Source organism: Streptomyces sp. NBC_00390 (genome assembly GCF_036057275.1).
In the GTDB taxonomy this organism is placed as follows: Bacteria; Actinomycetota; Actinomycetes; order Streptomycetales; family Streptomycetaceae; genus Streptomyces.
The window spans coordinates 5,985,156-6,005,548 of record NZ_CP107945.1 but is presented as its reverse complement, the minus strand read 5'-3'; the positions used below and the strand labels follow the sequence as shown (position 1 = coordinate 6,005,548).

Sequence of the window (20,393 nt, the reverse complement as noted above, 5' to 3'; positions counted from 1 at the left end):
CGTGCTCCTTCAGTCTCGCGGCAGGCCGAGGATGCGCTCGGCGACGACATTGAGCTGGACCTGCGTGGTGCCGCCCGCGATGGTCAGGCAGCGCGACATCAGCAGCTCGTGCACGGCCCGTGCGCCCGCGCCCTCGCGCACCGCACCCGCCGGGCCGAGCAGTTCGAGGGCGAGTCCGGCGGTCTTCTGCTGGTGCGTGGTCTGGATCAGCTTGCGTACGGAGGCCCCGGCGCCCGGTTCGAGTCCGGACACCTGCTGCAGCGTGGTGCGCAGGCCGATGCAGGCGAGGGCATGTGATTCGGCAACAAGGGCGCCGATACGGGCGCGTTGTGCGTGGTCCAGGTCGCCGGCCCGGGCGAGCAGGGCCTCGATGCCGGTGGTGAAGGACATCTGGTCGGCCATGTGCACGCGTTCGTTGCCGAGCGTGTTGCGGGCGACGCGCCAGCCGTCCCCCGCCTGCCCGACCAGGGAGTCCGGCGGCAGCAGCGCGTCGTCGAAGAACACCTCGTTGAACAGCGACTCCCCGGTGATCTCCTTCAGCGGTCTGATGTCGATCCCCCGGGTGCCCGTCATGTCGACGACGAAGTAGCCGAGCCCCCGGTGTTTGGGGGCGTCGGGGTCGGTGCGGGCGAGCAGGATGCCGAAGTCGGCCGTACGCGCCGAACTCGTCCACACCTTCTGCCCGTTGACCCGCCAGCCGTCCTCGGTCAGTTCGGCCCGGGTCCGCAGGCTCGCCAGGTCCGATCCGGCGCCCGGCTCGGAGAACAGCTGGCACCAGCGCAGGTCGCCGCGGAGCGTGGGCAGCAGATAGCGCTCCTGCTGCTCCTTCGTGCCGTGGGCGAGGAGCGAGGGCACCACCCAGGCGGCGATGCCGAGGTCGCTCAGCCGCACCCCGGCAGCGGCCAGCTCCTGCTGGACGGCGAGCTGCTGGAGCGGGCCCGCGCCCAGGCCGTAGGGCGCGGGCAGGTGCGGGGCCGCGTAGCCGGTGGGCGCGAGGGCACGGCGTGCGGCAGACGGGTCCAGCCCGCGTACGGCACCGATGACGTCGCGTGCGGCCGCCCGGTGGGCGTCCGCCTCCTGTGGCAGCTCCAGGGTCAGCTCGCGGCGCGCCCCGGAGGCGGCGAGGGCGACGGCCCGGAGCCGGTGGGTGTCGCCCGGTCCCAGCAGCTGCCGTGCCACCAGGGCCCGCCGCAGGTACAGGTGCGCGTCGTGTTCCCAGGTGAACCCGATCCCGCCGAGCACCTGGATGCAGTCCTTGGCACAGCTGTACGCGGCATCCAGCGCGGCCGACGCGGCGAGGGCGGCGGTGAGAGACCGGACCTGCGGCGGGGCGGTGCCGGCGGCCCGCGCCGCGTCCCAGGTCAGCGCGCGGGCCTGCTCCAGCCGTACGAGCATGTCGGCGCACAGGTGTTTGATCGCCTGGAACCGCCCGATGGGCCGCCCGAACTGCTCGCGCACCGCGGCGTATTGGGCGGCGGTCTCCAGTGCGCGCGCCGCGACGCCGCACGCCTCCGCCGCGAGCAGCACGGACGCCAGGTCGTGCACGAGGTCCGGCTCGATGTCGAGCGTGTCCCGTACGAGCACCCCGGCGGCACTCACCTCGGCGGTGGGCCGGACCGGATCGGCGCTGTCGTGGGCGCGCACGGTCAGCGCGACGGCGTCGGCCACGGCCCAGACCGTGCCCTGCCCGGACATCGCGGGAAGCAGCAGCAGATCGGCCTGCGCCCCCGCGAGGACGGGCGGCGCGGTCCCGTCCAGCACGTAGCCGTCTTCGGCCGGTACGGCGGTGAGGCTGCCGGCCGTGAGGGCGACGGCCCCGGTCCGGGTCCCGTCGGCGAGCGTCGCGGCGAGCTCACCGCGCCCGGTGCGCCGCAGCACTTCGGCGGCGAGGACGCTCGGGAGATACGGCCCCGGCAGGAGACTCCGCCCGGTCTCCTCGACCACGACGGCCAGGTCGAGCAGGGTGCCGCCTCCGCCGCCGTGCTCCTCGGGCAGATGCACCCCGAGCAGCCCCTGCGCCGCGATCCCGTCCCAGTAGGCGGGCCGTCCTGTGGCCGAGGCGGGCACGTCCAGACACTTGCGCACATACTCCGGCGGCGCGGCCCGCTCCAGCCCGCCCCGTACCGCTTCGGCCAACTCCCTTTGTTCCTGCGTGATTCCGATGCCCATGCGCATCCCCAGGTCGATCGCGACGGATCGGGACGCGGGCAGAGTAGAACACGTTTCAATCTGATGGAAGGTCAGAAATACTGCGGATCTGCGGATGCGTTCAGGCGCCGGGGGTGTCCGGTCCCAGTGAGCCCCGCGAAGTCCGGGCACGGGTTGCGAGGGATCCCGCGAGGTCCCGCGTCACCTTGCGGACGAACCTGGCGTCAGGCCACCCGGTGTACCGGGGAGCAGTGATCATTGGCCTACTCGGCCGTCGATCCGCTCGCGCAGGAAGTCGGCGTGGCCGCAGTGCCGCGCGTACTCCGCGATCTGCGCCACCAGGACGTCGCGGAGCTGCTCGTCCCCACCGGGTTCGGGGCCGAGGTCGGAGGAGCCGGCGTTCCGGGTGCCGAGGTCGGTGACGCCGGCCAGGAACCGGTCGGCGAGTTCCACCTCTGCCCGCCACTGCCGCCAGGCGTCCTCCACGACCGCCGGGTCGGCGATCGCGCCGTTGAAGTCGCCGTCGCGGTCTTCGTCGGTGCGGTACAGCTTCGGCGCGTCCTCACCGGCCATCACCCGGCGAAAGCGCCGTTCCTCCTCGGTCAGGTGCCGTACCAGCCCGAGCAGGGACATCGTGGACGGCGGTACGGAGCGCCGGGCCATCTGTTCGGCGTCCAGGCCCGCGCACTTCATTTCCAGGGTGAGGCGGTAGCTGCGCAGGTGGTCGAGCAGGATGCTGCGTTCATCGACAGCTCTGACATCCGTCTCGCGCGGGTCGTCGTCCGGGTCGACCCACATGTCGGGATAGATGGTCGACCGCGTCCACCGGGTCACCGCTTCGTCGCCCGCGTGCTCATCCAAGTCCATGCGGGCATCATCACGGGCCTCGACACTGTCCACCACCAGATATCGGGCATCTGCGTCCGCCGGCGGCCGGCGCCGCGTCCCGCCTGAGCAGCGTCACCTCTCGCAAAGGTTCAGCAGGACAGGACATTCAGGCGCCGGGGGCGCCGCCCATGGCGCGGAGCATGCCCACGCCGCCGGTACGCCGAGGAGGGACACGACGGTGGACTTGCGGACCACCGCCTGCACGACGGCGGACAGTGTGAAGCCCAGGATCAGGGCCCAGGTGATCTCCCACGCCATGGACCCGGTGAGGGACAGGGCGTGCCGTACGGCGTCGAGTGCGGCATCCATGCCGCCGAGCTTCCCGTTACGGGGTGGCAGCTCCGCCCGCTGACACGAGGGTCCCCCGTATGGCGGCCCACGCCGCCCCGGCATCGCGTCAGACGACGCCCTCGGCCGCGGCTGCGACGAAGGCCGCGAAGGCGGCGGGGGTGGCGAGGAAGGCGGGGCCGTCGGGGTTCTTGGAGTCGCGGACGGCGATGTGGGGGGTGAGGGGGGCGACTTCGATGCAGTCGCCTCCGGTGTCGCCGCTGTAGGAGGACTTGCGCCAGGCGGCGGCGCCGAGGGGGGCGCACTCGATGCAGTCGCCGCCCGTGTCGGAGCTGTACGAGGACTTGCGCCAGGCGGCGGTGCCGAGGGGGGCGCACTCGATGCAGTCGCCACCCGTGTCGCCGCTGTAGGTCGACTTACGCCAGCATGCGCCCGTCAGGCCCAGGTTGGTGTCCATACCGTTCCTCCAGTACGCGGGCGATCAGTGCCGCGGAATCCTCCACGGAGAGCGCGGCGGCCTGCAAGTGATCGTAACGGAGTGAACCCTCCCTGAGAGCCGCCGGATTGGCCGTCATATGACCCTGGACGAAGTCCTCGGTGTAGACGAGGTCGGGGTCGTCCTCGAAGCGCAGCAGGTTGAACGTGCCCGGCAGTCCGGCATGCGCCCCGGTCTCGAAGGGAAGGATCTGCACCTTCACCCATTCCCGCCCGCGCAGCCCCAGCAGGTGGGCGAGCTGGTTCCGCATGACCTCGCGGCCGCCGATCCCCTGGTGCAGCACGGCCTCGCTGAGCACCACCCACATCAACGGCGGCGTCTCACGGTCCAGGATGCGCTGCCGCTCCATGCGCGCCGCCACCTTGGCGTCGAGGCCGTCCACCGACCGCACCCCGAGCACGGCGCGCGCGTACTGCTCCGTCTGCAACAACCCGTAGACCAACTGCGCCTGATACGTGGAGATGTACGCCGCCTTCGACTCCATCTCCGCATAGGGCTGGAACCAGTTCGGTAACTGGCTCCGCAGCACCAGCCCCACCAGCCGCGAGAACAGCCCGTCCGTCCCCAGCGCCGCGTCCACCCGCTCGCTGAAGTCCCGCGTCGGAACCTTCCTCGCCGTCTCGATCTGGCCGACCAGCGAGCCTGTACAGAAGATGATCGAACCCAGCTGCCCTTGTCTGAGGCCCGCCTCTTCCCGCCGGCGGCGCAGCTCGAAGCCGTAGTAGTCCAGCGGCGAGGCGCTGGGATCGAGGTCGCGAATGTGGACCATGGCGACGGTCACCCCCGTTGTGCTTCTGACTCGTCGCCGAGCGTAACCAAAGCGCTGCGCGCAGGTGATGTGAATCACGCAACCGACCTCGACCCCGGAAGCCACCCGCCCGTAGGGCACCATGGCCCAACCCGCACCACCCGCTCAGGAGGACCCACGCATGGCCGCCGCCACCCCGAAGCCCGAGATCCTCGCCGCCTTCGAGGCCGCCAAGGGGTTCATGCCCGTCGGCGAAGGGCTCGCCCTGTACGCCGCCGCAGCCGACGCGGGCACGCTCGGGCTGCCGCTGCTGGAGGTCGGGACGTACTGCGGGCGGTCCACGATCCTGCTCGCCGACGCGGCCCGCGAGGCCGGGACCACCGCGATCACGGTCGACCACCACCGGGGCAGCGAGGAGCAGCAGCCGGGCTGGGAGTACCACGACCCGACGGTCGTGGACCCGGAGGTCGGCCGCATGGACACGCTGCCCACGTTCCGCCGCACGCTGCACAAGGCGGGCCTGGAGGATCACGTGATCGCCGTCGTGGGGCGCTCCCCGCAGGTCGCGAAGGCATGGGGCGGCAAGGTCGGGCTGGTGTTCATCGACGGCGGCCACACCGACGAGCACGCCACGAACGACTACGAGGGCTGGGCCCCGCACGTCGCCGAGGGCGGGCTGCTGGTCATCCACGACGTCTTCCCCGACCCGGTCGACGAATGGACCGGCCAGGCCCCGTACCGCATCTACCTGCGGGCGCTGGAGTCCGGAGCGTTCACCGAGGTCTCGGCGACCGACTCCCTGCGCGTCCTGCGCCGCACGGGCCAGGGAATCTGAGCCACCGGGTCAGCGCCCGGCTAGCATCGCGAGCGTGTCGTACGACGAGAACCACAGCTCTGCCACCGGACCGCGCCGCTCCCGGCGCGGTCTCCTCATGGCCGCCGCACTGGTGCCCACGGCCTTGGTGGGCTGGCTGGCGTGGCAGGCGGTGAGCGGCCCCGGGGGAAGCGAGTCCCCCAAGGGGACGACGATCCCGACCACTGCGGGCAAGCCCGGTGACACCACGCCCCCGGCGTCCCCGTCCCCCACCCTCGTCGCCCCCACCTCCACCCCGGCGCCCTCGAAGGTCACGTCGGGGCCACTGGCCGGCAAGGTGGTCGTCATCGACCCCGGACACAACCCCGGCAATTTTCGCCATTCCCAGGAAATCAACCGTCTCGTGGACATCGGCACGAACAGCAAGGAATGCGACACAACCGGCACGGCCACGAATGCCGGGTACACCGAGGCCGAATTCACCCTCGATGTTTCACACCGCCTTCGCAAGCTCCTGGAAAAGCAGGGCGCACGGGTCGAATTCACCCACGACAACGACCGCCCCTTCGGCCCGTGCGTCGACGAACGAGCACGATTCGGCAACAAGGCCGAGGCCGACGCGGTGATCTCCATTCACGCCGACGGCTCGGCGGTCGGCAACCGCGGCTTCCATGTGATCCTCCCCGCCCTGGTCACGTCCGGCACCGCGGACACCTCGAAGATCGTGGGCCCCTCGCGCGATCTGGGCGAGCGGATCGTCGGAAAGTTCGTACGGGCGACGGGCAGCCAGGTCTCCAACTACGTGGGCGGCAACACTGGGTTGGACGTGCGCAAGGATCTCGGCGGTCTCAACCTGTCCGACGTGCCCAAGGTGTTCATCGAATGCGGCAACATGCGTGACCCCAAGGACGTTGCCCTGCTGACCGACCCGGGCTGGCGGCAGAAGGCGGCGCAGGGAATGGCGGACGGTATCAGCAGCTACCTCGGCCAGTGACGCGGTAACTGCGATACCCGGCAGACGGCCGGAACCGGCAGGCGATAGATTCACCTCTACGATGGGGAGTCACCCCCGAGCTCCACGTCCGTGCACACCGCCGCACAGGCGGCAGCGACGACCGCCCCGATGAGACGACGACGAAGGAATTACACGTGAACATCCGCTCCCTCACTCGAGGCGATGGCGTGGTGATCGGAGCAGCGGTGGTGCTGTTCATCGCCTCGTTCCTTGCCCTCAACAGCGTGGACTGCCCCTCGGGTGTCGACTGCTCGGACTTCGACAGTGCCAACGCCTGGGACTCCCTCAGCCTCCTGATGAGCATGTTCCTCTCGGGAGTCATCGGCGCAGCTCTGATCCTCGTGGGCCGCGGCATGCCGGGTCGCAAGGTTGCCGGCCTTGACCTCGGCCAGTTCGGTGTGGCCTTCACCGTGTTCGCGGTCTGGACGGCGTTCTGGACCATCATCGACATGCCCGGCGACGCGGGTGCAGGCATGATCCTCGGCCTGCTCTCCACCATCGCCCTCGCTGGCGGCGCCGTCGCCTCCCCGCTCGTGGCCGCTCTCAAGGCCCCCCTCGTCGGCGCCCCCCGCCCCGCCGCCCCGCAGCCCTACGGCGCGCAGCCGCAGGCCGGCGGCTACGGCTACCCGGGTGCCCAGCAGCAGCCCTACGGCGCCCAGCCTGGTGGGGCCCAGCCGTACGGCGGCCAGCCCATGGGCGGTCAGCCGGCTCCGGCCGCTCCCGAGCCGCAGCAGGGCGGTGCGCCCTCGGACTTCACGCCGTTCTGGTTCGCGGTGCCGGTGGCCCGTCCGCTGTACGGCGAGGACGGTTCGCCGAGCCCGATCGCCGAACTCGCCCCGGGTACCTGGTACCTCGCGGTGGAGCAGCGCGGCCCCGGCCTGGTGGCCCAGACGCAGGACGGCCGTCGTGGCGTCCTGCAGGACACCACGGGCATCCAGCGCGGCTGATCCCGCAGCGACACCTCACGGCCCCTCGCCCTTCCGGGCGGGGGGCCGTTGGCGTACCCTGACGCACCGTCAAAGGTGGCAAGCGGGAAGGACCGGCCATGCGACTCGGACTCGCGCTCGGCTACTGGGGCCGCGGCCCCGACCCCTCCCACCTCGCCCTGGCCCGCGAGGCCGAACGGCTCGGCTACCACTCGGTGTGGACGGCCGAGGCCTGGGGCTCCGACGCCTTCACCCCGCTCACCTGGATCGCCGCGCACACCTCGCGTATCCGGCTGGGCACGGCGGTGGCGCAGATGGCCGCCCGTACCCCGACCGCGACCGCGATGCACGCGCTGACGCTGGACCATCTGTCCGACGGCAGGATGATGCTGGGGCTCGGCCTGTCCGGGCCGCAGGTGGTGGAGGGCTGGTACGGCCGCCCGTTCCCGGGCAGTCCGCTGACCGCGACCCGTGAGTACGTCGACGTCATCCGCCAAGTCCTCGCCCGCGAGCGGCCGGTGGAGCTGTCGGGACGCTTCCACACGCATCCGTACGCGGGGGATGACGGCACCGGCACCGGAAAGCCGCTCAAGGCGATCACCCATCCGCTGCGCGCCGATCTGCCGCTGCTGCTGGGCGCGGAGGGCCCGAAGAACATCGCGCAGACGACACGGATCGCCGACGGCTGGCTGCCGTTGTACTGGTCTCCGTTGCGGACGGATGTGTACACGGCCTCGCTCGCCGACGTACGGGACGGTTTCATGATCGCGCCGATGGCCCGGGCCAGGGTCTGCGACGACATCGCCGAGGGCCTTCTGCCGGTGAAGGCGATGCTCGGCTTCTACATCGGGGGCATGGGGCATGCGAGCCGTAACTTCCACGCCGATCTGATGGCGCGCATGGGGTACGAGGCCGAGGCCCGCCGGATTCAGGAGCTGTTCCTGGCGGGCCGGAAGCAGGAGGCGGTACTGGCGGTGCCGGACGCCTTCGCGGACGAGATCTCGCTGGTCGGACCGCGTGAACGCATCGCGGAGCGGCTGGAGTTGTGGCGCAAGGGACCGGTCACGGATCTGCTGGTCACCGCCCCCGACCCGGACACGCTGCGGGTCCTCGCCGAGCTCAACAGCTGAAACGAACGCGTCATCCGCCGAGTTGGGACGTGGTCGGGATCCGGTCGGTGACCGTGGCGCCGGCGCTCCTGCCCGCTTCCTTCACACCGTTGATGACGGACTCGAAGGCACCGACGTCGGCCGCGCTCGCCTGGCCGCTGCGCAGCTTGGTGCCGAGCTCCTTCAGCGACTCGATGCCGGCGGTCAGCGGGGCGACGGCCTTGGAGAGGAGGGGGTCGGCCTTGGCGTTCGCGGTGGCGGCCTTGAGCCGGTTGTACGCGAACGTGCCCGCGAGACCGGCCTTGACCAGGGCGAAGGTGCGGCCCTCGGCGCCCTTCTTGAACTTGCCCTCGCGGTAGGGCTTCACGATCCACTGGTACGTCGCCCCGGCCGCGAGGCCCGCGTTGGCGACGAACCGGGTCTTCGCGAACTTCTGCGCCTCCGCCGACGCGGTGGGGCTCGCGGACGCGCCCGCGTCGGATCCGTCGCCGCCGCACGCTGTTGCCCCGCCGAACAGGGCGCAGCACAACATCAGCGCCACGAGGGCGCGGCGTATCGGTGCGTTCGGTGTACTGGGCACGGGCACGGCCGACCTCCGGGGCAGACTGCCTTCGAGGCTCTCCCCGGGGCCGCCGGAGTGCCACCTGGGTTCACCCGTACGGGTTTCACACGCGCACAAGCGGCAAGACGAGGGCCATGAGTACACGTCAAAGCAACGGATTGCTCGCGGCCAGAATCATCGTGGTCGTCGCGGACGTCATGGCCGTCATCATCGGCCTGTGGATTCTCATGTACCTGCTGGACGCCAACCGCGCCAATGCGCTGGTGGGCTTCGTGCAGGACTCGGCCCGCTGGCTGGCCGGTTGGTCGTACGACCTGTTCACCTTCGACGAGGCATGGGCGCGGGTGGTGTCCGGCTACGGTCTCGCGGCGGTCGTGTACCTGTTCGCGGGGCACGCGGTGGCGGGGCAGCTGCGGAGGCGGTAGCGGTAGGGGGTGCCTTCCCCCACCCCGCCCTCCCCCTACGGCCTGGCGGCCGTGGGAGGTGCCCCCACCCCGAACTGGGGCTCCGACCCAGACCCCGCGCCTCAAACGCCGGCGGGGCTGCATTTTGTCGGCGCATCCGGCAAAAGCAGCCCGTCCGGCGATTGAGGACACTCCCCCTACGCCCTGCGGGCGTGGGAGGTACCCCCACCTCAGGCCGTACGGGGGTCTGGGGGCTCGCCCCCAGTTCGGGGAGGGCGGGGTGGGGAACAAGCCCCGCGCAGCGGCCCCGCCCTACCGCACCGCCCCGGCTCAGCCCACTCCGCAGCAGTCCGGCGCCAGCCCCCGCGGCAGGCGCTCGCCGCCGAAGACCGCCGTCGTGGCCTCGTCGCCGCCCAGTACCGCGACCGCGAGCAGCAGCGAACCTGCCGTCCAGGTGGTCAGTTCCTCCGGCCACATCGCCTGGTTGCCCTCGAAGACGTACCCCGTCCAGTACATGCCGCCCTCGGCGCGCAGGTGCTGGATGGACTGGAGGATCTCCAGCGCCCGGTCGGACTCGCCCATCGCCCACAGCGCCAGTGCCAGTTCACAGCTCTCGCCGCCGGTCACCCACGGGTTGGGCAGGACGCACCGCACGCCGAGGCCGGGTACGACGAAGTCGTTCCAGCGCTCCTCGATACGGGTCGTGGCCGCGGCTCCCGTGACCGCGCCGCCCAGGACCGGGTAGTACCAGTCCATGGAGTAGCGGTCCTTGTCGAGGAAGCGCTCGGGGTGGTGGCAGATCGCGTGGGCGAGCGCGCCCGCGGCGAGCTCCCAGTCGGGCTGCGGCTCCTCGCGTTCCTCCGCGATCGCCAGTGCACAGCGCAGCGCCTGGTGGATCGAGGAACTGCCGGTCAGCAGCGCGTCGTTGACGGCCGTGCCGTCCGGCTCGCGCTTCCAGCCGATCTGGCCGCCGCTCTGCTGCAGCTCCAGCACGAACTCGACGGCGGCGTACACGACGGGCCACATGCGGTCGAGGAAGGCATCGTCGCCGGTGGACAGATAGTGGTGCCAGACGCCAACAGCGATGTAGGCGACGAAGTTGGACTCGCGACCGAGGTCGGTGGGCTCGTCGGCGTTGCCGTCGTGGTAGGCGGCGTACCAGGAGCCGTCCTCGTTCTGGTGCCGGGCCAGCCACTCGTACGCGCGGGCCGCCGCCTCGTGCTCGCCGGCCACGTCCAGGGCCATGGCGGCCTCGGTGTGGTCCCACGGGTCGAGGTGGTGCCCACGGAACCACGGGATCGCACCGTCGGTGCGCTGCCCGGCGAGGATGCCGGCGACGGTCTCGGCGGCCTGCTCGGCGGTCAGGACGCCGTCCAGCACGAGGTGTTCCGTCTTGGCCAGGTCCGTGGCCGACCGGGCCGGGGGCACGGCCGGCTGCTGTCCGGTGGACGGATTCCCCGGGGTGCTGCCGGGGCGGCGCGAGGTCGTCACGCGCCGACCTTCGGCAGGTGCGGCTTGGTCGCGTACGCCACGAAACTCTTGCCGATCAGGGGGTTCAGCGCCTGCTCGGCCACGCGCGTCGCCAGCGGCTTCTTCATGATGTCCCAGACCAGCAGCTTGTGGTACGCCCGCACCGGCAGCGCCTTGTCGTTGTCCACGCCGAAGGCGCACTTGAGCCACCAGTACGGCGAGTGCAGCGCATGCGCGTGGTGGGTGCCGTAGGGCTTCAGGCCCGCCTGCTTCATCTTGCCGAGCAGTTCGTCGGCCCTGTAGATACGGATGTGGCCGCCCTCGACCTCGTGGTACGCGTCGCTGAGCGCCCAGCAGATCTTCTCGGGGCCGTAGCGCGGCACGGTCACGGCGATCCGGCCGCCGGGCCGCAGGACCCGGACCATCTCCGCGAGCACGCCCTTGTCGTCGGGGATGTGCTCCATCACCTCGGAGATGATGACGACGTCGAAGGACTCGTCCGGGAACGGCAGGTTGAGCGCGTCGCCCTCCATCGCCGTCGCCGTCGCGCCCTCGGGGGCCTCACCGGCCTCCTTCATCGCGGCGAACCACTTGGCGACCTCGCGGATCTCCTCGCCGTTCTGATCCAGGGCCACGACCTGCGCACCGCGCCGGTAGCACTCGAAGGCGTGCCGGCCTGCGCCACAGCCCAGGTCGAGCACGCGGTCGCCCGGGGCGAGCGGGAAGCGGGAGAAGTCGACGGTCAGCACGGGGGTCTGCCTTCCTGAGGGGCGGAGCTGGGGGGTGCGGGCGGTTCAGCGGGTACGGGCGAGAGTGACGCGCCGGGAGGTGGCGATGGCCTCCCGATAGCGTTCCGCGGTGCCGATCGCGGCCTGCTTCCAGGTGAACCGTGACAGCGCCCGGGCGCGGCCCGCGGCGCCGAGCCTCGCCCGCAGGTCCGGGTCGGCCAGCAGCCGGCGCAGTGCGGCGGCCAGCGCTTCGGCGTCGCCGGGCGGCACCGCGAGGCAGGTCTCGCCGTCCGCTCCCGCGACCTCGGGGATCGCGCCACCGGTGGTGGCGACCAGCGGGGTGCCGGTCGCCATGGCTTCGGCGGCAGGCAGCGAGAAGCCCTCGTACAGCGAGGGCACGCAGGCGATCTGGGCGCTGCGCACCAGGTCGACCAGTTCGGCGTCCGAGATGCCCTTGACGAACCGGACGGCGTCGGCAAGGCCGTACCGCTCGATCAGCTGGGCCACCGGGCCGTCCTCGGCGCGCTTGCCGACGACGACGAGATGGGCGTCGGGGTTCTCGGTGCGCAGTTTGGCGAGCGCCTCGACCAGGAACACCAGCCCCTTGAGCGGGACGTCCGCGCTGGAGGTGGTGACGATCCGGCCGGGGACCTCGGCGACCGCCGGATTCGGCGAAAAGAGGTCGGTGTCGGCGCCGATATGGACGACGTGGATCCGTTCGTTCCGGACGCCGAGGTGGTCGACGATCTCCTGCTGCGAGGAGCCGGAGACGGTCACGACGGACGGCAGGCGGCGGGCGACCCGCTTCTGCATCCGGGTGAAGCCGTACCAGCGGCGCACGGAGGCGCGGCGCTTCCAGTCGGCCGCCGCGTCCAGGTCCAGCTGCCGGTCGACGGTGATCGGGTGGTGGATGGTGGTGACCAGCGGTGCGCCGAGGTCGCCGAGCAGTCCGTAGCCGAGGGTCTGGTTGTCGTGGATGACGTCGAACGCGCCGCGGCGGGCCCGCAGATGCCGGCGCGCCCGCAGCGAGAAGGTCAGCGGCTCGGGGAAGCCGGCGGTCCACATGGTGGCGACCTCGAGCGCGTCGATCCAGTCGCGGTACTCGTCGCGCCCGGGGGTGCGGAAGGGGTCCGGACTGCGGTACAGGTCGAGGCTCGGCAACTCGGTAAGCGGAACGCCCTCGTCGAGCACGGGGTAGGGCTGCGCGCCGATCACCTCGACGTGGTGGCCGAGGCGCGCGAGCTCGCGCGACAGATGACGGACGTAGACGCCCTGGCCGCCGCAGAACGGGTTCCCCTTGTAGGTCAGCAGAGCGATGCGCAGCGGTGCGTCATCGCCGCCGGACGTGCCCGCACGGGGGCCGACCTCTATGGCCTCTGCGGTCACCCACGGCCCCCTTCTCACTGCGTTTTCGCCGGAGCGTAATAGCTCACGGTAATCTAGAACAAGTTTCAGACTTGATCGGCCGGAGGCTTTGAATCTACCGGCAGGTAGCGCGACTGTGACCGGCGGATCAGGTGATTCGCGCCACGGCGGGAGCCCCTGCCATGCTGTGCGATCCGGAATCGTCCAGGGAACAGGACACATGACTGCGGAAGCCAGGTCGGCAGGGCCCACATCAGCGCCCCTGACAGAACGGCAAGAGGCGCGCCGCCGTCGCATCCTGCACGCCAGTGCCCAGCTGGCGAGCCGGGGCGGCTTCGACGCGGTGCAGATGCGCGAGGTCGCCGAGTCGTCGAGCGTCGCCCTCGGCACGCTCTACCGCTACTTCCCGTCCAAGATCCATCTGCTGGTCGCCACCATGCAGGACCAGCTCCAGCACATGCACACCACGCTGCGCAAGCGCCCGCCGGCCGGGGAAAGCGCGGCGGAGCGGGTCGCCGAGACGCTGATGCGGGCCTTCAGGGCACTGCAGCGCGAGCCGCATCTCGCGGACGCGATGGTGCGGGCGCTGACCTTCGCGGACCGCAGCGTGAGCCCCGAGGTGGACACGGTCTCGCGGCAGACCACGGCGATCATCCTGGACGCCATGGGCCTGGAGAACCCCACGCCCGAGCAGCTCTCGGCGGTGCGGGTGATCGAGCACACCTGGCACTCGGCGCTGATCACCTGGCTGTCGGGGCGGGCGTCGATCGCCCAGGTGAAGATCGACATCGAGACGGTGTGCCGCCTGATCGACCTGACGGCTCCGCCGCCGGCCGCGCCGGGCGCGACCGCGAGGGGACGCAGCCGCGCGTAGCCGGCGCCCTACGACTTCTGCTTCTTCGCCAGTTCCTCGTTGATCGCCTTCTCGCACTCGGCGCTGTTGTCCGAGGCGTTGAACATGATCACCAGGAACGTGTCGGCCCGGCCGTGGGAGCTCGCCGTCAAAGTCCAGCCGCTCTTGCGCATGGACGTGATGACCGACGTCTTCTCCTTGTGTTCCCGGGTCTGCTTCCAGCCGCCCTTCTCCAGGGCCGCCAGCGTCGCGTCGTAGGACTTCTGCGGGTCGGCGGCCTTCTTGACATCCGGGAGCCAGGAGACCGCGCACTTCTTGAGGGAAGCCGGGACACCCTCCGACGGCTCCTCGGTGAAGCCTGCCGCCGTGGCCGCGTCCTCGATCTCCTTGGCGGCCGCGGCGGCGTCCAGGCTCCCGCCCGCTTCCGCCGGAGCGGCGGACGAACCGGAGCGCGACGTCCCGGGCTTGTCGTCCTTCGCACCGCTGCATCCCGCCAGCAGAAGCACCACACCGGCGGCCGCGGCCGCCCACCTCGCCTTGCGCACAGATCTCCCGATTCACATCGCGCACGGGCCCCCTGCCCGCGCGGCCGAGGGAGCAGTCTGTCACGGATGATCGCGCGGGCATTCGCACAGGCCGACTCCGGGCGGTGGGGGACGATGGAGCGACGGTGGAGCGGACGGTGAACCGGACCGGACCGCGCGGCCGACCGCGGGGCTAGGCCCTGTCCGGGCGATCTTGTCGGGCCCGCGGCGACAGCTACGGCACCTCGCTGTGTTGTCGGAGTCGCCCAAGTACGTCCAGTACGAGGGCGATCCTCCGCCTTGCGATGCACCGCATCTGACGCCACAGGCTGATCCTCGAAGATCGCCCGGACAAGGCCTAGTCCTCGGGCGGGAAGACCGGCTCCCCGCTCGCCAGCAGGGTGATCATGATCGCCTCGACGGGGCAGTTCTCCGCCGCGGCGAGGATCTTCTCGTTGGCGTCCGCGACGTCGGCCTGCGGGCGCGACTGCCGGGCGGTGTCCAGCCGGAACCCGTCCGGCGCATGGCCCACGCACATGCCCGAGCCGATACAGACACCCCGGTCCACCTCGACGTGCCAGCGGTCCCCCATCACTGCGCCCCGTAGCCGGCGGGCAGATGGATCATCTTGTGCTCCAGGTACGAGCCGTACCCCTCGGGCCCGAACTCCCGCCCCAGACCGGAGTTCTTGTACCCGCCGAACGGCCCGAGCATGTCGAGGCTGAACGTGTTGACGTTGTACGTCCCCGTCCGCACCCGGCGCGCGAAGTCGATGCCGTGCTCCACGTCGGAGGTCCACACGCTGCCGCTGAGCCCGTACTCGGAGTCGTTCGCGATCGCGGCCGCCTCGCTCTCGTCCCCGTACGGCAGCAGACAGATCACCGGCCCGAAGATCTCCTCGCGGGCGATGCGCATCGTGTTGTCCACGCCGCCGAAGAGCGTCGGCTCGACGTACCAGCCGCGTTCCAGACCTGCGGGGCGGCCGCCGCCGGCGAGTACCTTGGCGCCCTCCTCCTGGCCGATCCCGATGTAGTCCAGCGAGCGCTGCTGCTGACGGGCGGCGACGAGCGGGCCGACCTGGGTCGCCGGATCCAGCGGGTCGCCGACGACCAGCGCCGAGGCGGCGGCGGCGAAGGCCTCGGCGATCTCGTCGTACCGGCTGCGCGGCGCGAGGATACGGGTCTGGGCCACGCACGCCTGCCCGTTGTTCATCCACGCCGCCGGGACGATGCCGTCCACGGCCGTCCGCAGATCCGCGTCGGGAAGGATCACGGCGGCCGACTTGCCGCCGAGCTCGAGGGTGACGCGGGTGAGGTTGCGGGAGGCGACCTCCATGACGCGCTTGCCGGCCGCGACCGAGCCGGTGAAGGAGACCTTGTCGACGCCGGGGTGCCCGACCAGGTACTCGCTGACCTCGCGGTCCGCCGGGAGGATGGACAGCACCCCCTCGGGCAGCCCGGCCTCCTGGGCGATCTCGCCGAGGATGTACGCGTCCAGGGGCGATTCGGGCGACGGTTTGAGGACCACGGTGCAGCCCGCGAGCAGCGCCGGACCGAGCTTGGCGGCGGCGGTGAACTGCGGGACGTTCCACGGCACGACGGCGGCGACGACCCCGACGGGCTCGCGGCGCACCAGGATCGGGCCGAGCACGCCGTCACGGCGCTCCTCGTGCGCGAAGCCGCGTGCGACGGTGATCGCCGAGTCCCACACCATCATGGCGCCGAGCGCCTGGGCGAGAACGCTCCAGGAGTAGGGGGAGCCGTTCTGCGAGCTGATGGACCTGGCGATCTCCTCATGGCGTACGGCGATCGCGTCCTTGATCCGGCTGACGACGGCGATCCGCTCGTCGAGCGTCGCGCGCGGCCAGGGCCCCTCGTCGAAGGCCTTGCGCGCGACGGCCACCGCCCGGTCGACATCCGCGCGCGAGGCGTGCGGGACGCGGCCGATGACCTGCTCGGTGTGGGGGGAGACCACCTCGATGGCGTCGCCGCCGAGGGGGTCGGTCAACTCTCCGCCGATGAACAGTTTTCCGTGGTCGATGAGCTCGGTCATGACTGCTGCCTCCCGCTGGGCCGCACTATCTGACACTGTTTCAGAACTGAAGAACTGATACCAGTTCTAGTTGAAGGAGTCCACGGCAAGAACGAAATGGCCCCCGACCAGTGGTTTCCCGCCGGGCAGGGCTACGCGAGCAGCACGGGGCCGTCATGACCGTGCCACAACCGCGCCAGATCGGGCGGGGAGCCACGGGGGAACCGCGGTCGCCGACAGTGCGCGCAACCCGCCTCCGTCGAAGTCGACATGCCGCAGGTCGGGCATCAACTCGCCCCACATCGCTCCCAAAGCGAGTGTCACAGATTCACATCCCGCCAGGGATATTCTCGGCGGGACAGCATCTCGTCGGGGGGACCGGGGTATGAACACGCCCACGCCGCATGGCGCTGGAGGCTTCCTGGTCTTCGGTGTCGCGTTGGCCGCCGCCGTCCTCGTCACCGTGTGGTGGGGATTCGCAGGGTTGGGTACCGAGGACTTCGGGAGCAACTGCCACTTCTACTTTGGCGAAACCGGACCGCAAGCCGAGCACTGTCACCGAGTGAACGACCGGGCGGAGGCATGGCTCCCCTGGCTGGTGTCCGTCGCGTGGACCAGTGCGGTTCTGAGCCTCTTCCTGCCGCGTCGGTTTCCTCCCGGGCGGCGCACGGCCGCCGGCCTCGCTGTTGCCTGCCTGGTCGTCGCCGTGGTGCTCGGGGTCCATGCCATGGCCGTCTCCACGCCGTTGAGCAGTGAGCCAGCCGTACAGCAGCGGAGTACAGCAACCAGCATGACGGCAGCCGACCATCAGCAGCTCCAAGCGGCCGAGTAACCAACCGAGAAGACCTCAGCGACCGCCCCGCCGGTAGTTCGGGACGAAGAGCAGACGTGCCAGATGCGTGCCAGAACGGGCGGGCAGTTGTGATCAGGCCGGTGCTTCCCAAGCTCACAGCGCGGGTTCGACCCGTCACCCGCTCCAACGATGAAGGCCCAGGCCAGGGGCATGATCCCCGACCCGGGCTTTTGTGTTGTCCAGACCCGTCCAGGGTCTGTGCACCAGTCTGGCAGCGCGCGCATCTGCAGCCGCCCCAGCTGCTGCAGCAGTCTGCCCTCCGGGCCGGCGGGGCACCTGTGGCGTCCACGGAGTCGATCGGCTGGGTTCGGGCGGAGTGTTCACCTGCCCTGCAGTGACCCGTCCCGGCCTCAGAAGCCTGGGGCATCTGAGTGTCCGTCACGCGATCTCGACTCTCCGGCCGGCGGGGACACTCGACCCCGCCGGCGTCATGAGTTCACGGACTGCACGATTCTGCGGACACGCTCTGGTGCCGGTGTTGTTATGGGGTGTTGTCGGCGCAGACGGCGTAGGGGGTGACGGTGATGTCCTGTGTGGTGGGGTTGGTGAAGGAGACCAGCCAGGTGTCGTTGACCGGTTTGCTGGTGAGGTTGCTGGGTGCGGGGCCGGTGAGTTCGAATCCGCCGCCGGTGATGACGCTGCCGACGGGGCAGGCAGCTGTCGAAGCGGGGACTAGTGCCACCGCCACCCCGGCGGGGTCGGTGCCGACGGGGACCGTGGCGGTGACCGTGTTCGTGCCCGTGTCGATCACCGACACATTGCTCGAACTGCCGTTGGTGACGTAGGCGAAGGTGCCGGCCGGGTTCACCGCCACCCCACTGGGGAAGGTGCCGACGGGGACCGTGGCGGTGACCGTGTTCGTGCCCGTGTCGATCACCGACACATCGTTCGAATTGAGGTTGGTGACGTAGGCGAAGGTGCCGGCCGGGTTCACCGCCACCCCGAAGGGGCTGGTGCCGACGGGAACGGTGGCGGTGACCGTGTTCGTGCCCGTGTCGATCACCGACACATCGTTCGTGCTTTGGTTGGTGACGTAGGCGAAGGTGCCGGCCGGGTTCACCGCCACCCCACTGGGGTTGGCGCCGACGGGGACCGTGGCGGTGACCGTGTTCGTGCCCGTGTCGATCACCGACACACTGTTCGAACCGAGGTTGGTGACGTAGGCAAAGGTGCCGGCCGGGTTCACCGCCACCCCGGTGGGGAGGCTGCCGACGGGGACGGTGGCGGTGACCGTGTTCGTGCCCGTGTCGATCACCGACACACTGTTCGAACCGAAGTTGGTGACGTAGGCAAAGGTGCCGGCCGGATTCACCGCCACCCCGAAGGGGGCGGTGCCGACGGGGACGGTGGCGGTGACCGTGTTCGTGCCCGTGTCGATCACCGACACATTGCCCGAACCGCCGTTGGCGACGTAGGCGAACGTGCCGGCCGGATTCACCGCCACCCCATTGGGGCCGGTCCCGACGGGGACCGTGGCGGTGACCGTGTTCGTGCCCGTGTCGATCACCGACACACTGTTCGAATTGAGGTTGGCGACGTAGGCGAAGGTGCCGGGATCGGCAGCTGCGGGCGTGGCCGCCGCGACCGGGAGGGCCAGGCCGGCCAGCACCACAGCCACCGCGGCAACGCGGGCCCGTACCCGCACCCACCACAAACCCTCACGCCTGCGGCGCGGCACCGCAGCCGACTCCCGCGGCACCTCAGCGACGGCAACACCCGACATCAAGACCTCCTCAGCACACCGCACCGCACTACTCGACCCGACCCCGACCGGAATCCCTGACAGGAAAACGACACGACAATCCGCAACCGAACGACACAGCTCACCCACACCAGGCATCGGCGAACCGTGCCGACGCTAACCCCGGCGAACGGCAGCAGCCACGCTCAACCGTGCGACACCCCCCGCATTCCGCCGGATGGTGCCCCGCCAGGTGACGCAGACATCCGAAGCGGCGCGGAAACAGGAACGTCGAGGCCGACGCCGGAGCCGCGCCCGGCGGAGCGGAGCCGGGGCTTGATGAAGTAGGGCAGGATCTACCCCGCTCGGATCCGCCGCTTGCCGTAGAGGCCGCGGACGCCAGGGCACCAGAGGTGTCCGGACTGTCCGGACAGAGCTCCGACCCGCGAGAACCACCCGGACACTCGGAACAGGGGCTGTCCGGGGTGTCCGGTTGCAGACGGCTGCACCATGGCCATCCGAGCCCTGCGAGTGGTCCGCCGCTCCGCGGTCAAGGCCCGCACCCAGACCCTCAACCAGATCCGCACCCTCATCGTCACCGCACCCGGCCCCGTCCGCGAACGACTGCGCACCCTGCACACCGCCGAGCTGATCAGGCACCTGGCCCGTTCCCGCCCCGGCGCGGACCCCAGCGACCCGGCCTGCGCGGTCCGCACCGCCCTGCGACGCCTGGCCCGCCGTTACCAGCACCTCAGCGAGGAGACGCCGACGCCGAACTGGAGCCCCTGGTTGCCCAGGCCGCCCCCTGGTCGCCCTACCCGGAGTGGGCACCGAGACCGCCGCCCATCTCCTGATCATCGCGGGCGACAACCCCGACCGGCTGAAATCGGAAGCGTCCTTCGCGCACCTGTGCGCGGCCGCACCCGTCCCCGCCGGCTCGGGCCGCACCCACCGACACCGCCTCAACCGCGACGGCGACCGACGGGCCAACCACGCCCTCCACATGATCGCCCTGGTCCGCATGCGCTACGACAACCGCACCAAGGAATACGTCGACCGCCGCACCGCCGAAGGGATGTCGAAAAGAGACATCCTGCGCTGCCTCGAACGCTTCATCGCCCGCGAGGTCCACCAACACCTCGCCCGCCCAAGTCCCATGCCCAAGAAGCTCCTTCAGACCACTTGACGGTCTATAGGAGCTTCATCAACGACGCCGGACAGCAGCAGCCGCAAGTAGCCCGCGACGACCACGCGTCCTGCGTCTTCCAGTGTCGTGACGCCCGTCTGATCGAACTTACAAAGCAGATGTCGGCGGCGGCCCGCGTGCCAGATCCGTGCCAGATCGAGCGGTCAGCCACGGTCAATCGGAGCATCTGGGAGCGCAAACACCCGTCAGCAGGCCCGGCGTCGTTGTACATCTGTTGACCAGCAGGAACCGGCTCGCGGTCAGTGCCAGGCTTACAAAGCAGCGGTCAGTTGCACGCTGCACA

Annotated in this window: 21 protein-coding genes; 8 read left to right on the top strand and 13 right to left on the bottom strand. The window is 70.5% G+C overall.

The annotated features are described in order from the left end of the window. Positions 1 to 9: 9 nt before the first annotated feature. From OHS70_RS26460 to OHS70_RS26440, 5 genes are all read right to left on the bottom strand, one after another. A complete protein-coding gene (locus OHS70_RS26460) occupies positions 10 to 2,169 on the bottom strand; it encodes an acyl-CoA dehydrogenase (protein ID WP_328401232.1) in 2,160 nt (719 codons plus the stop codon). Between the two features lie 234 nt (positions 2,170 to 2,403). After that, the gene (locus OHS70_RS26455; RefSeq protein ID WP_328401230.1) at positions 2,404 to 3,015 is read right to left on the bottom strand and encodes a DinB family protein; all 612 of its coding nucleotides are present in this window, start codon (positions 3,013 to 3,015) and stop codon (positions 2,404 to 2,406) included. A gap of 93 nt (positions 3,016 to 3,108) precedes the next feature. Beyond that, on the bottom strand, positions 3,109 to 3,345 hold the full coding sequence (locus OHS70_RS26450; protein ID WP_328401228.1) for a permease: 237 nt from the start codon (positions 3,343 to 3,345) through the stop codon (positions 3,109 to 3,111). An 88-nt stretch (positions 3,346 to 3,433) separates the two neighbouring features. Next, positions 3,434 to 3,781: a DUF397 domain-containing protein gene (locus OHS70_RS26445; RefSeq protein ID WP_328401226.1), complete on the bottom strand. Its 348-nt coding sequence runs from the start codon at positions 3,779 to 3,781 to the stop codon at positions 3,434 to 3,436. Then, positions 3,741 to 4,589 carry a helix-turn-helix domain-containing protein gene (locus tag OHS70_RS26440; RefSeq protein WP_328401224.1) on the bottom strand — a complete coding sequence of 283 codons (849 nt, stop codon included), beginning with the start codon at positions 4,587 to 4,589 and terminating at the stop codon, positions 3,741 to 3,743. The genes OHS70_RS26445 and OHS70_RS26440 overlap by 41 nt, the downstream gene beginning before the upstream one ends. A 160-nt stretch (positions 4,590 to 4,749) precedes the next feature. On the opposite strand from OHS70_RS26440, the gene OHS70_RS26435 reads away from it, so the two are divergent. The 4 genes from OHS70_RS26435 (at position 4,750) to OHS70_RS26420 (ending at position 8,453) form a co-directional block, all read left to right on the top strand. After that, positions 4,750 to 5,403, top strand: a complete 654-nt coding sequence (locus OHS70_RS26435; protein WP_328401222.1) for a class I SAM-dependent methyltransferase — start codon at positions 4,750 to 4,752, stop codon at positions 5,401 to 5,403. 34 nt (positions 5,404 to 5,437) lie between these two features. Next, a complete protein-coding gene (locus tag OHS70_RS26430; protein ID WP_443062661.1) occupies positions 5,438 to 6,376 on the top strand; it encodes an N-acetylmuramoyl-L-alanine amidase in 939 nt (312 codons plus the stop codon). A gap of 155 nt (positions 6,377 to 6,531) precedes the next feature. Then, positions 6,532 to 7,344 (top strand): hypothetical protein, encoded by an 813-nt coding sequence (locus OHS70_RS26425; RefSeq protein ID WP_328401220.1) that lies wholly within the window; start codon positions 6,532 to 6,534, stop codon positions 7,342 to 7,344. 98 nt (positions 7,345 to 7,442) lie between these two features. Continuing rightward, positions 7,443 to 8,453: an LLM class F420-dependent oxidoreductase gene (locus OHS70_RS26420; RefSeq protein WP_328401218.1), complete on the top strand. Its 1,011-nt coding sequence runs from the start codon at positions 7,443 to 7,445 to the stop codon at positions 8,451 to 8,453. A gap of 10 nt (positions 8,454 to 8,463) precedes the next feature. On the opposite strand, the gene OHS70_RS26415 is transcribed toward OHS70_RS26420, so the two are convergent. Then, entirely contained in the window at positions 8,464 to 8,964 is a 501-nt protein-coding gene (locus OHS70_RS26415) for a hypothetical protein (RefSeq protein ID WP_328405914.1), read from the bottom strand. A 164-nt stretch (positions 8,965 to 9,128) separates the two neighbouring features. Here OHS70_RS26415 and OHS70_RS26410 point away from each other — a divergent pair, with 164 nt between their 5' ends. After that, on the top strand, positions 9,129 to 9,419 hold the full coding sequence (locus tag OHS70_RS26410) for a hypothetical protein (RefSeq protein WP_328401216.1): 291 nt from the start codon (positions 9,129 to 9,131) through the stop codon (positions 9,417 to 9,419). A gap of 309 nt (positions 9,420 to 9,728) precedes the next feature. Here OHS70_RS26410 and OHS70_RS26405 read toward each other — a convergent pair whose 3' ends face one another. The 3 genes from OHS70_RS26405 to OHS70_RS26395 all read right to left on the bottom strand — a co-directional run bounded on the left by OHS70_RS26405 (position 9,729) and on the right by OHS70_RS26395 (position 12,982). Next, complete coding sequence (locus OHS70_RS26405) at positions 9,729 to 10,799, bottom strand: prenyltransferase (protein WP_328405912.1); 1,071 nt, start codon at positions 10,797 to 10,799, stop codon at positions 9,729 to 9,731. An 86-nt stretch (positions 10,800 to 10,885) separates the two neighbouring features. Continuing rightward, complete coding sequence (locus OHS70_RS26400; RefSeq protein WP_328401214.1) at positions 10,886 to 11,617, bottom strand: class I SAM-dependent methyltransferase; 732 nt, start codon at positions 11,615 to 11,617, stop codon at positions 10,886 to 10,888. 45 nt (positions 11,618 to 11,662) lie between these two features. Continuing rightward, positions 11,663 to 12,982, bottom strand: coding sequence for a glycosyltransferase family 4 protein (locus OHS70_RS26395; protein ID WP_328401212.1), 1,320 nt, complete (start codon positions 12,980 to 12,982; stop codon positions 11,663 to 11,665). A gap of 199 nt (positions 12,983 to 13,181) precedes the next feature. On the opposite strand from OHS70_RS26395, the gene OHS70_RS26390 reads away from it, so the two are divergent. Continuing rightward, positions 13,182 to 13,835, top strand: a complete 654-nt coding sequence (locus OHS70_RS26390; RefSeq protein WP_328401210.1) for a TetR family transcriptional regulator — start codon at positions 13,182 to 13,184, stop codon at positions 13,833 to 13,835. Positions 13,836 to 13,843: 8 nt separating this feature from the next. Here OHS70_RS26390 and OHS70_RS26385 read toward each other — a convergent pair whose 3' ends face one another. The 3 genes from OHS70_RS26385 to OHS70_RS26375 form a co-directional block, all read right to left on the bottom strand. Then, entirely contained in the window at positions 13,844 to 14,359 is a 516-nt protein-coding gene (locus OHS70_RS26385; RefSeq protein ID WP_328401208.1) for a hypothetical protein, read from the bottom strand. Between the two features lie 337 nt (positions 14,360 to 14,696). Beyond that, complete coding sequence (locus OHS70_RS26380) at positions 14,697 to 14,930, bottom strand: ferredoxin (protein ID WP_328401206.1); 234 nt, start codon at positions 14,928 to 14,930, stop codon at positions 14,697 to 14,699. Beyond that, entirely contained in the window at positions 14,930 to 16,390 is a 1,461-nt protein-coding gene (locus tag OHS70_RS26375; protein WP_328401204.1) for an aldehyde dehydrogenase, read from the bottom strand. Before OHS70_RS26375 ends, OHS70_RS26380 begins: the two co-directional genes overlap by 1 nt. Positions 16,391 to 16,754: 364 nt before the next feature. Here OHS70_RS26375 and OHS70_RS26370 point away from each other — a divergent pair, with 364 nt between their 5' ends. Then, positions 16,755 to 17,201 carry a hypothetical protein gene (locus OHS70_RS26370; RefSeq protein ID WP_328401202.1) on the top strand — a complete coding sequence of 149 codons (447 nt, stop codon included), beginning with the start codon at positions 16,755 to 16,757 and terminating at the stop codon, positions 17,199 to 17,201. A gap of 502 nt (positions 17,202 to 17,703) precedes the next feature. Here the strand turns inward: OHS70_RS26370 and OHS70_RS26365 are convergent. Continuing rightward, positions 17,704 to 18,945: a beta-propeller fold lactonase family protein gene (locus OHS70_RS26365; protein ID WP_328401200.1), complete on the bottom strand. Its 1,242-nt coding sequence runs from the start codon at positions 18,943 to 18,945 to the stop codon at positions 17,704 to 17,706. A 781-nt stretch (positions 18,946 to 19,726) separates the two neighbouring features. Here OHS70_RS26365 and OHS70_RS26360 point away from each other — a divergent pair. After that, entirely contained in the window at positions 19,727 to 20,089 is a 363-nt protein-coding gene (locus OHS70_RS26360; protein ID WP_328401198.1) for a transposase, read from the top strand. Positions 20,090 to 20,393 lie beyond the last annotated feature (304 nt).

What these genes read in the sequence shown, in the direction of transcription:
- OHS70_RS26455 (WP_328401230.1), bottom strand. Translation starts at nt 3,015, where the DNA reads ATGGACTTGGATGAGCACGCGGGCGACGAAGCGGTGACCCGGTGGACG.
- OHS70_RS26445 (WP_328401226.1), bottom strand. Translation starts at nt 3,781, where the DNA reads ATGGACACCAACCTGGGCCTGACGGGCGCATGCTGGCGTAAGTCGACC.
- OHS70_RS26435 (WP_328401222.1), top strand. Translation starts at nt 4,750, where the DNA reads ATGGCCGCCGCCACCCCGAAGCCCGAGATCCTCGCCGCCTTCGAGGCC.
- OHS70_RS26410 (WP_328401216.1), top strand. Translation starts at nt 9,129, where the DNA reads ATGAGTACACGTCAAAGCAACGGATTGCTCGCGGCCAGAATCATCGTG.
- OHS70_RS26365 (WP_328401200.1), bottom strand. Translation starts at nt 18,945, where the DNA reads ATGTCGGGTGTTGCCGTCGCTGAGGTGCCGCGGGAGTCGGCTGCGGTG.
- OHS70_RS26380 (WP_328401206.1), bottom strand. Translation starts at nt 14,930, where the DNA reads ATGGGGGACCGCTGGCACGTCGAGGTGGACCGGGGTGTCTGTATCGGC.
- OHS70_RS26415 (WP_328405914.1), bottom strand. Translation starts at nt 8,964, where the DNA reads ATGTTGTGCTGCGCCCTGTTCGGCGGGGCAACAGCGTGCGGCGGCGAC.
- OHS70_RS26450 (WP_328401228.1), bottom strand. Translation starts at nt 3,345, where the DNA reads ATGGATGCCGCACTCGACGCCGTACGGCACGCCCTGTCCCTCACCGGG.
- OHS70_RS26390 (WP_328401210.1), top strand. Translation starts at nt 13,182, where the DNA reads ATGACTGCGGAAGCCAGGTCGGCAGGGCCCACATCAGCGCCCCTGACA.
- OHS70_RS26460 (WP_328401232.1), bottom strand. Translation starts at nt 2,169, where the DNA reads ATGGGCATCGGAATCACGCAGGAACAAAGGGAGTTGGCCGAAGCGGTA.
- OHS70_RS26370 (WP_328401202.1), top strand. Translation starts at nt 16,755, where the DNA reads ATGAACACGCCCACGCCGCATGGCGCTGGAGGCTTCCTGGTCTTCGGT.
- OHS70_RS26440 (WP_328401224.1), bottom strand. Translation starts at nt 4,589, where the DNA reads ATGGTCCACATTCGCGACCTCGATCCCAGCGCCTCGCCGCTGGACTAC.
- OHS70_RS26420 (WP_328401218.1), top strand. Translation starts at nt 7,443, where the DNA reads ATGCGACTCGGACTCGCGCTCGGCTACTGGGGCCGCGGCCCCGACCCC.
- OHS70_RS26375 (WP_328401204.1), bottom strand. Translation starts at nt 16,390, where the DNA reads ATGACCGAGCTCATCGACCACGGAAAACTGTTCATCGGCGGAGAGTTG.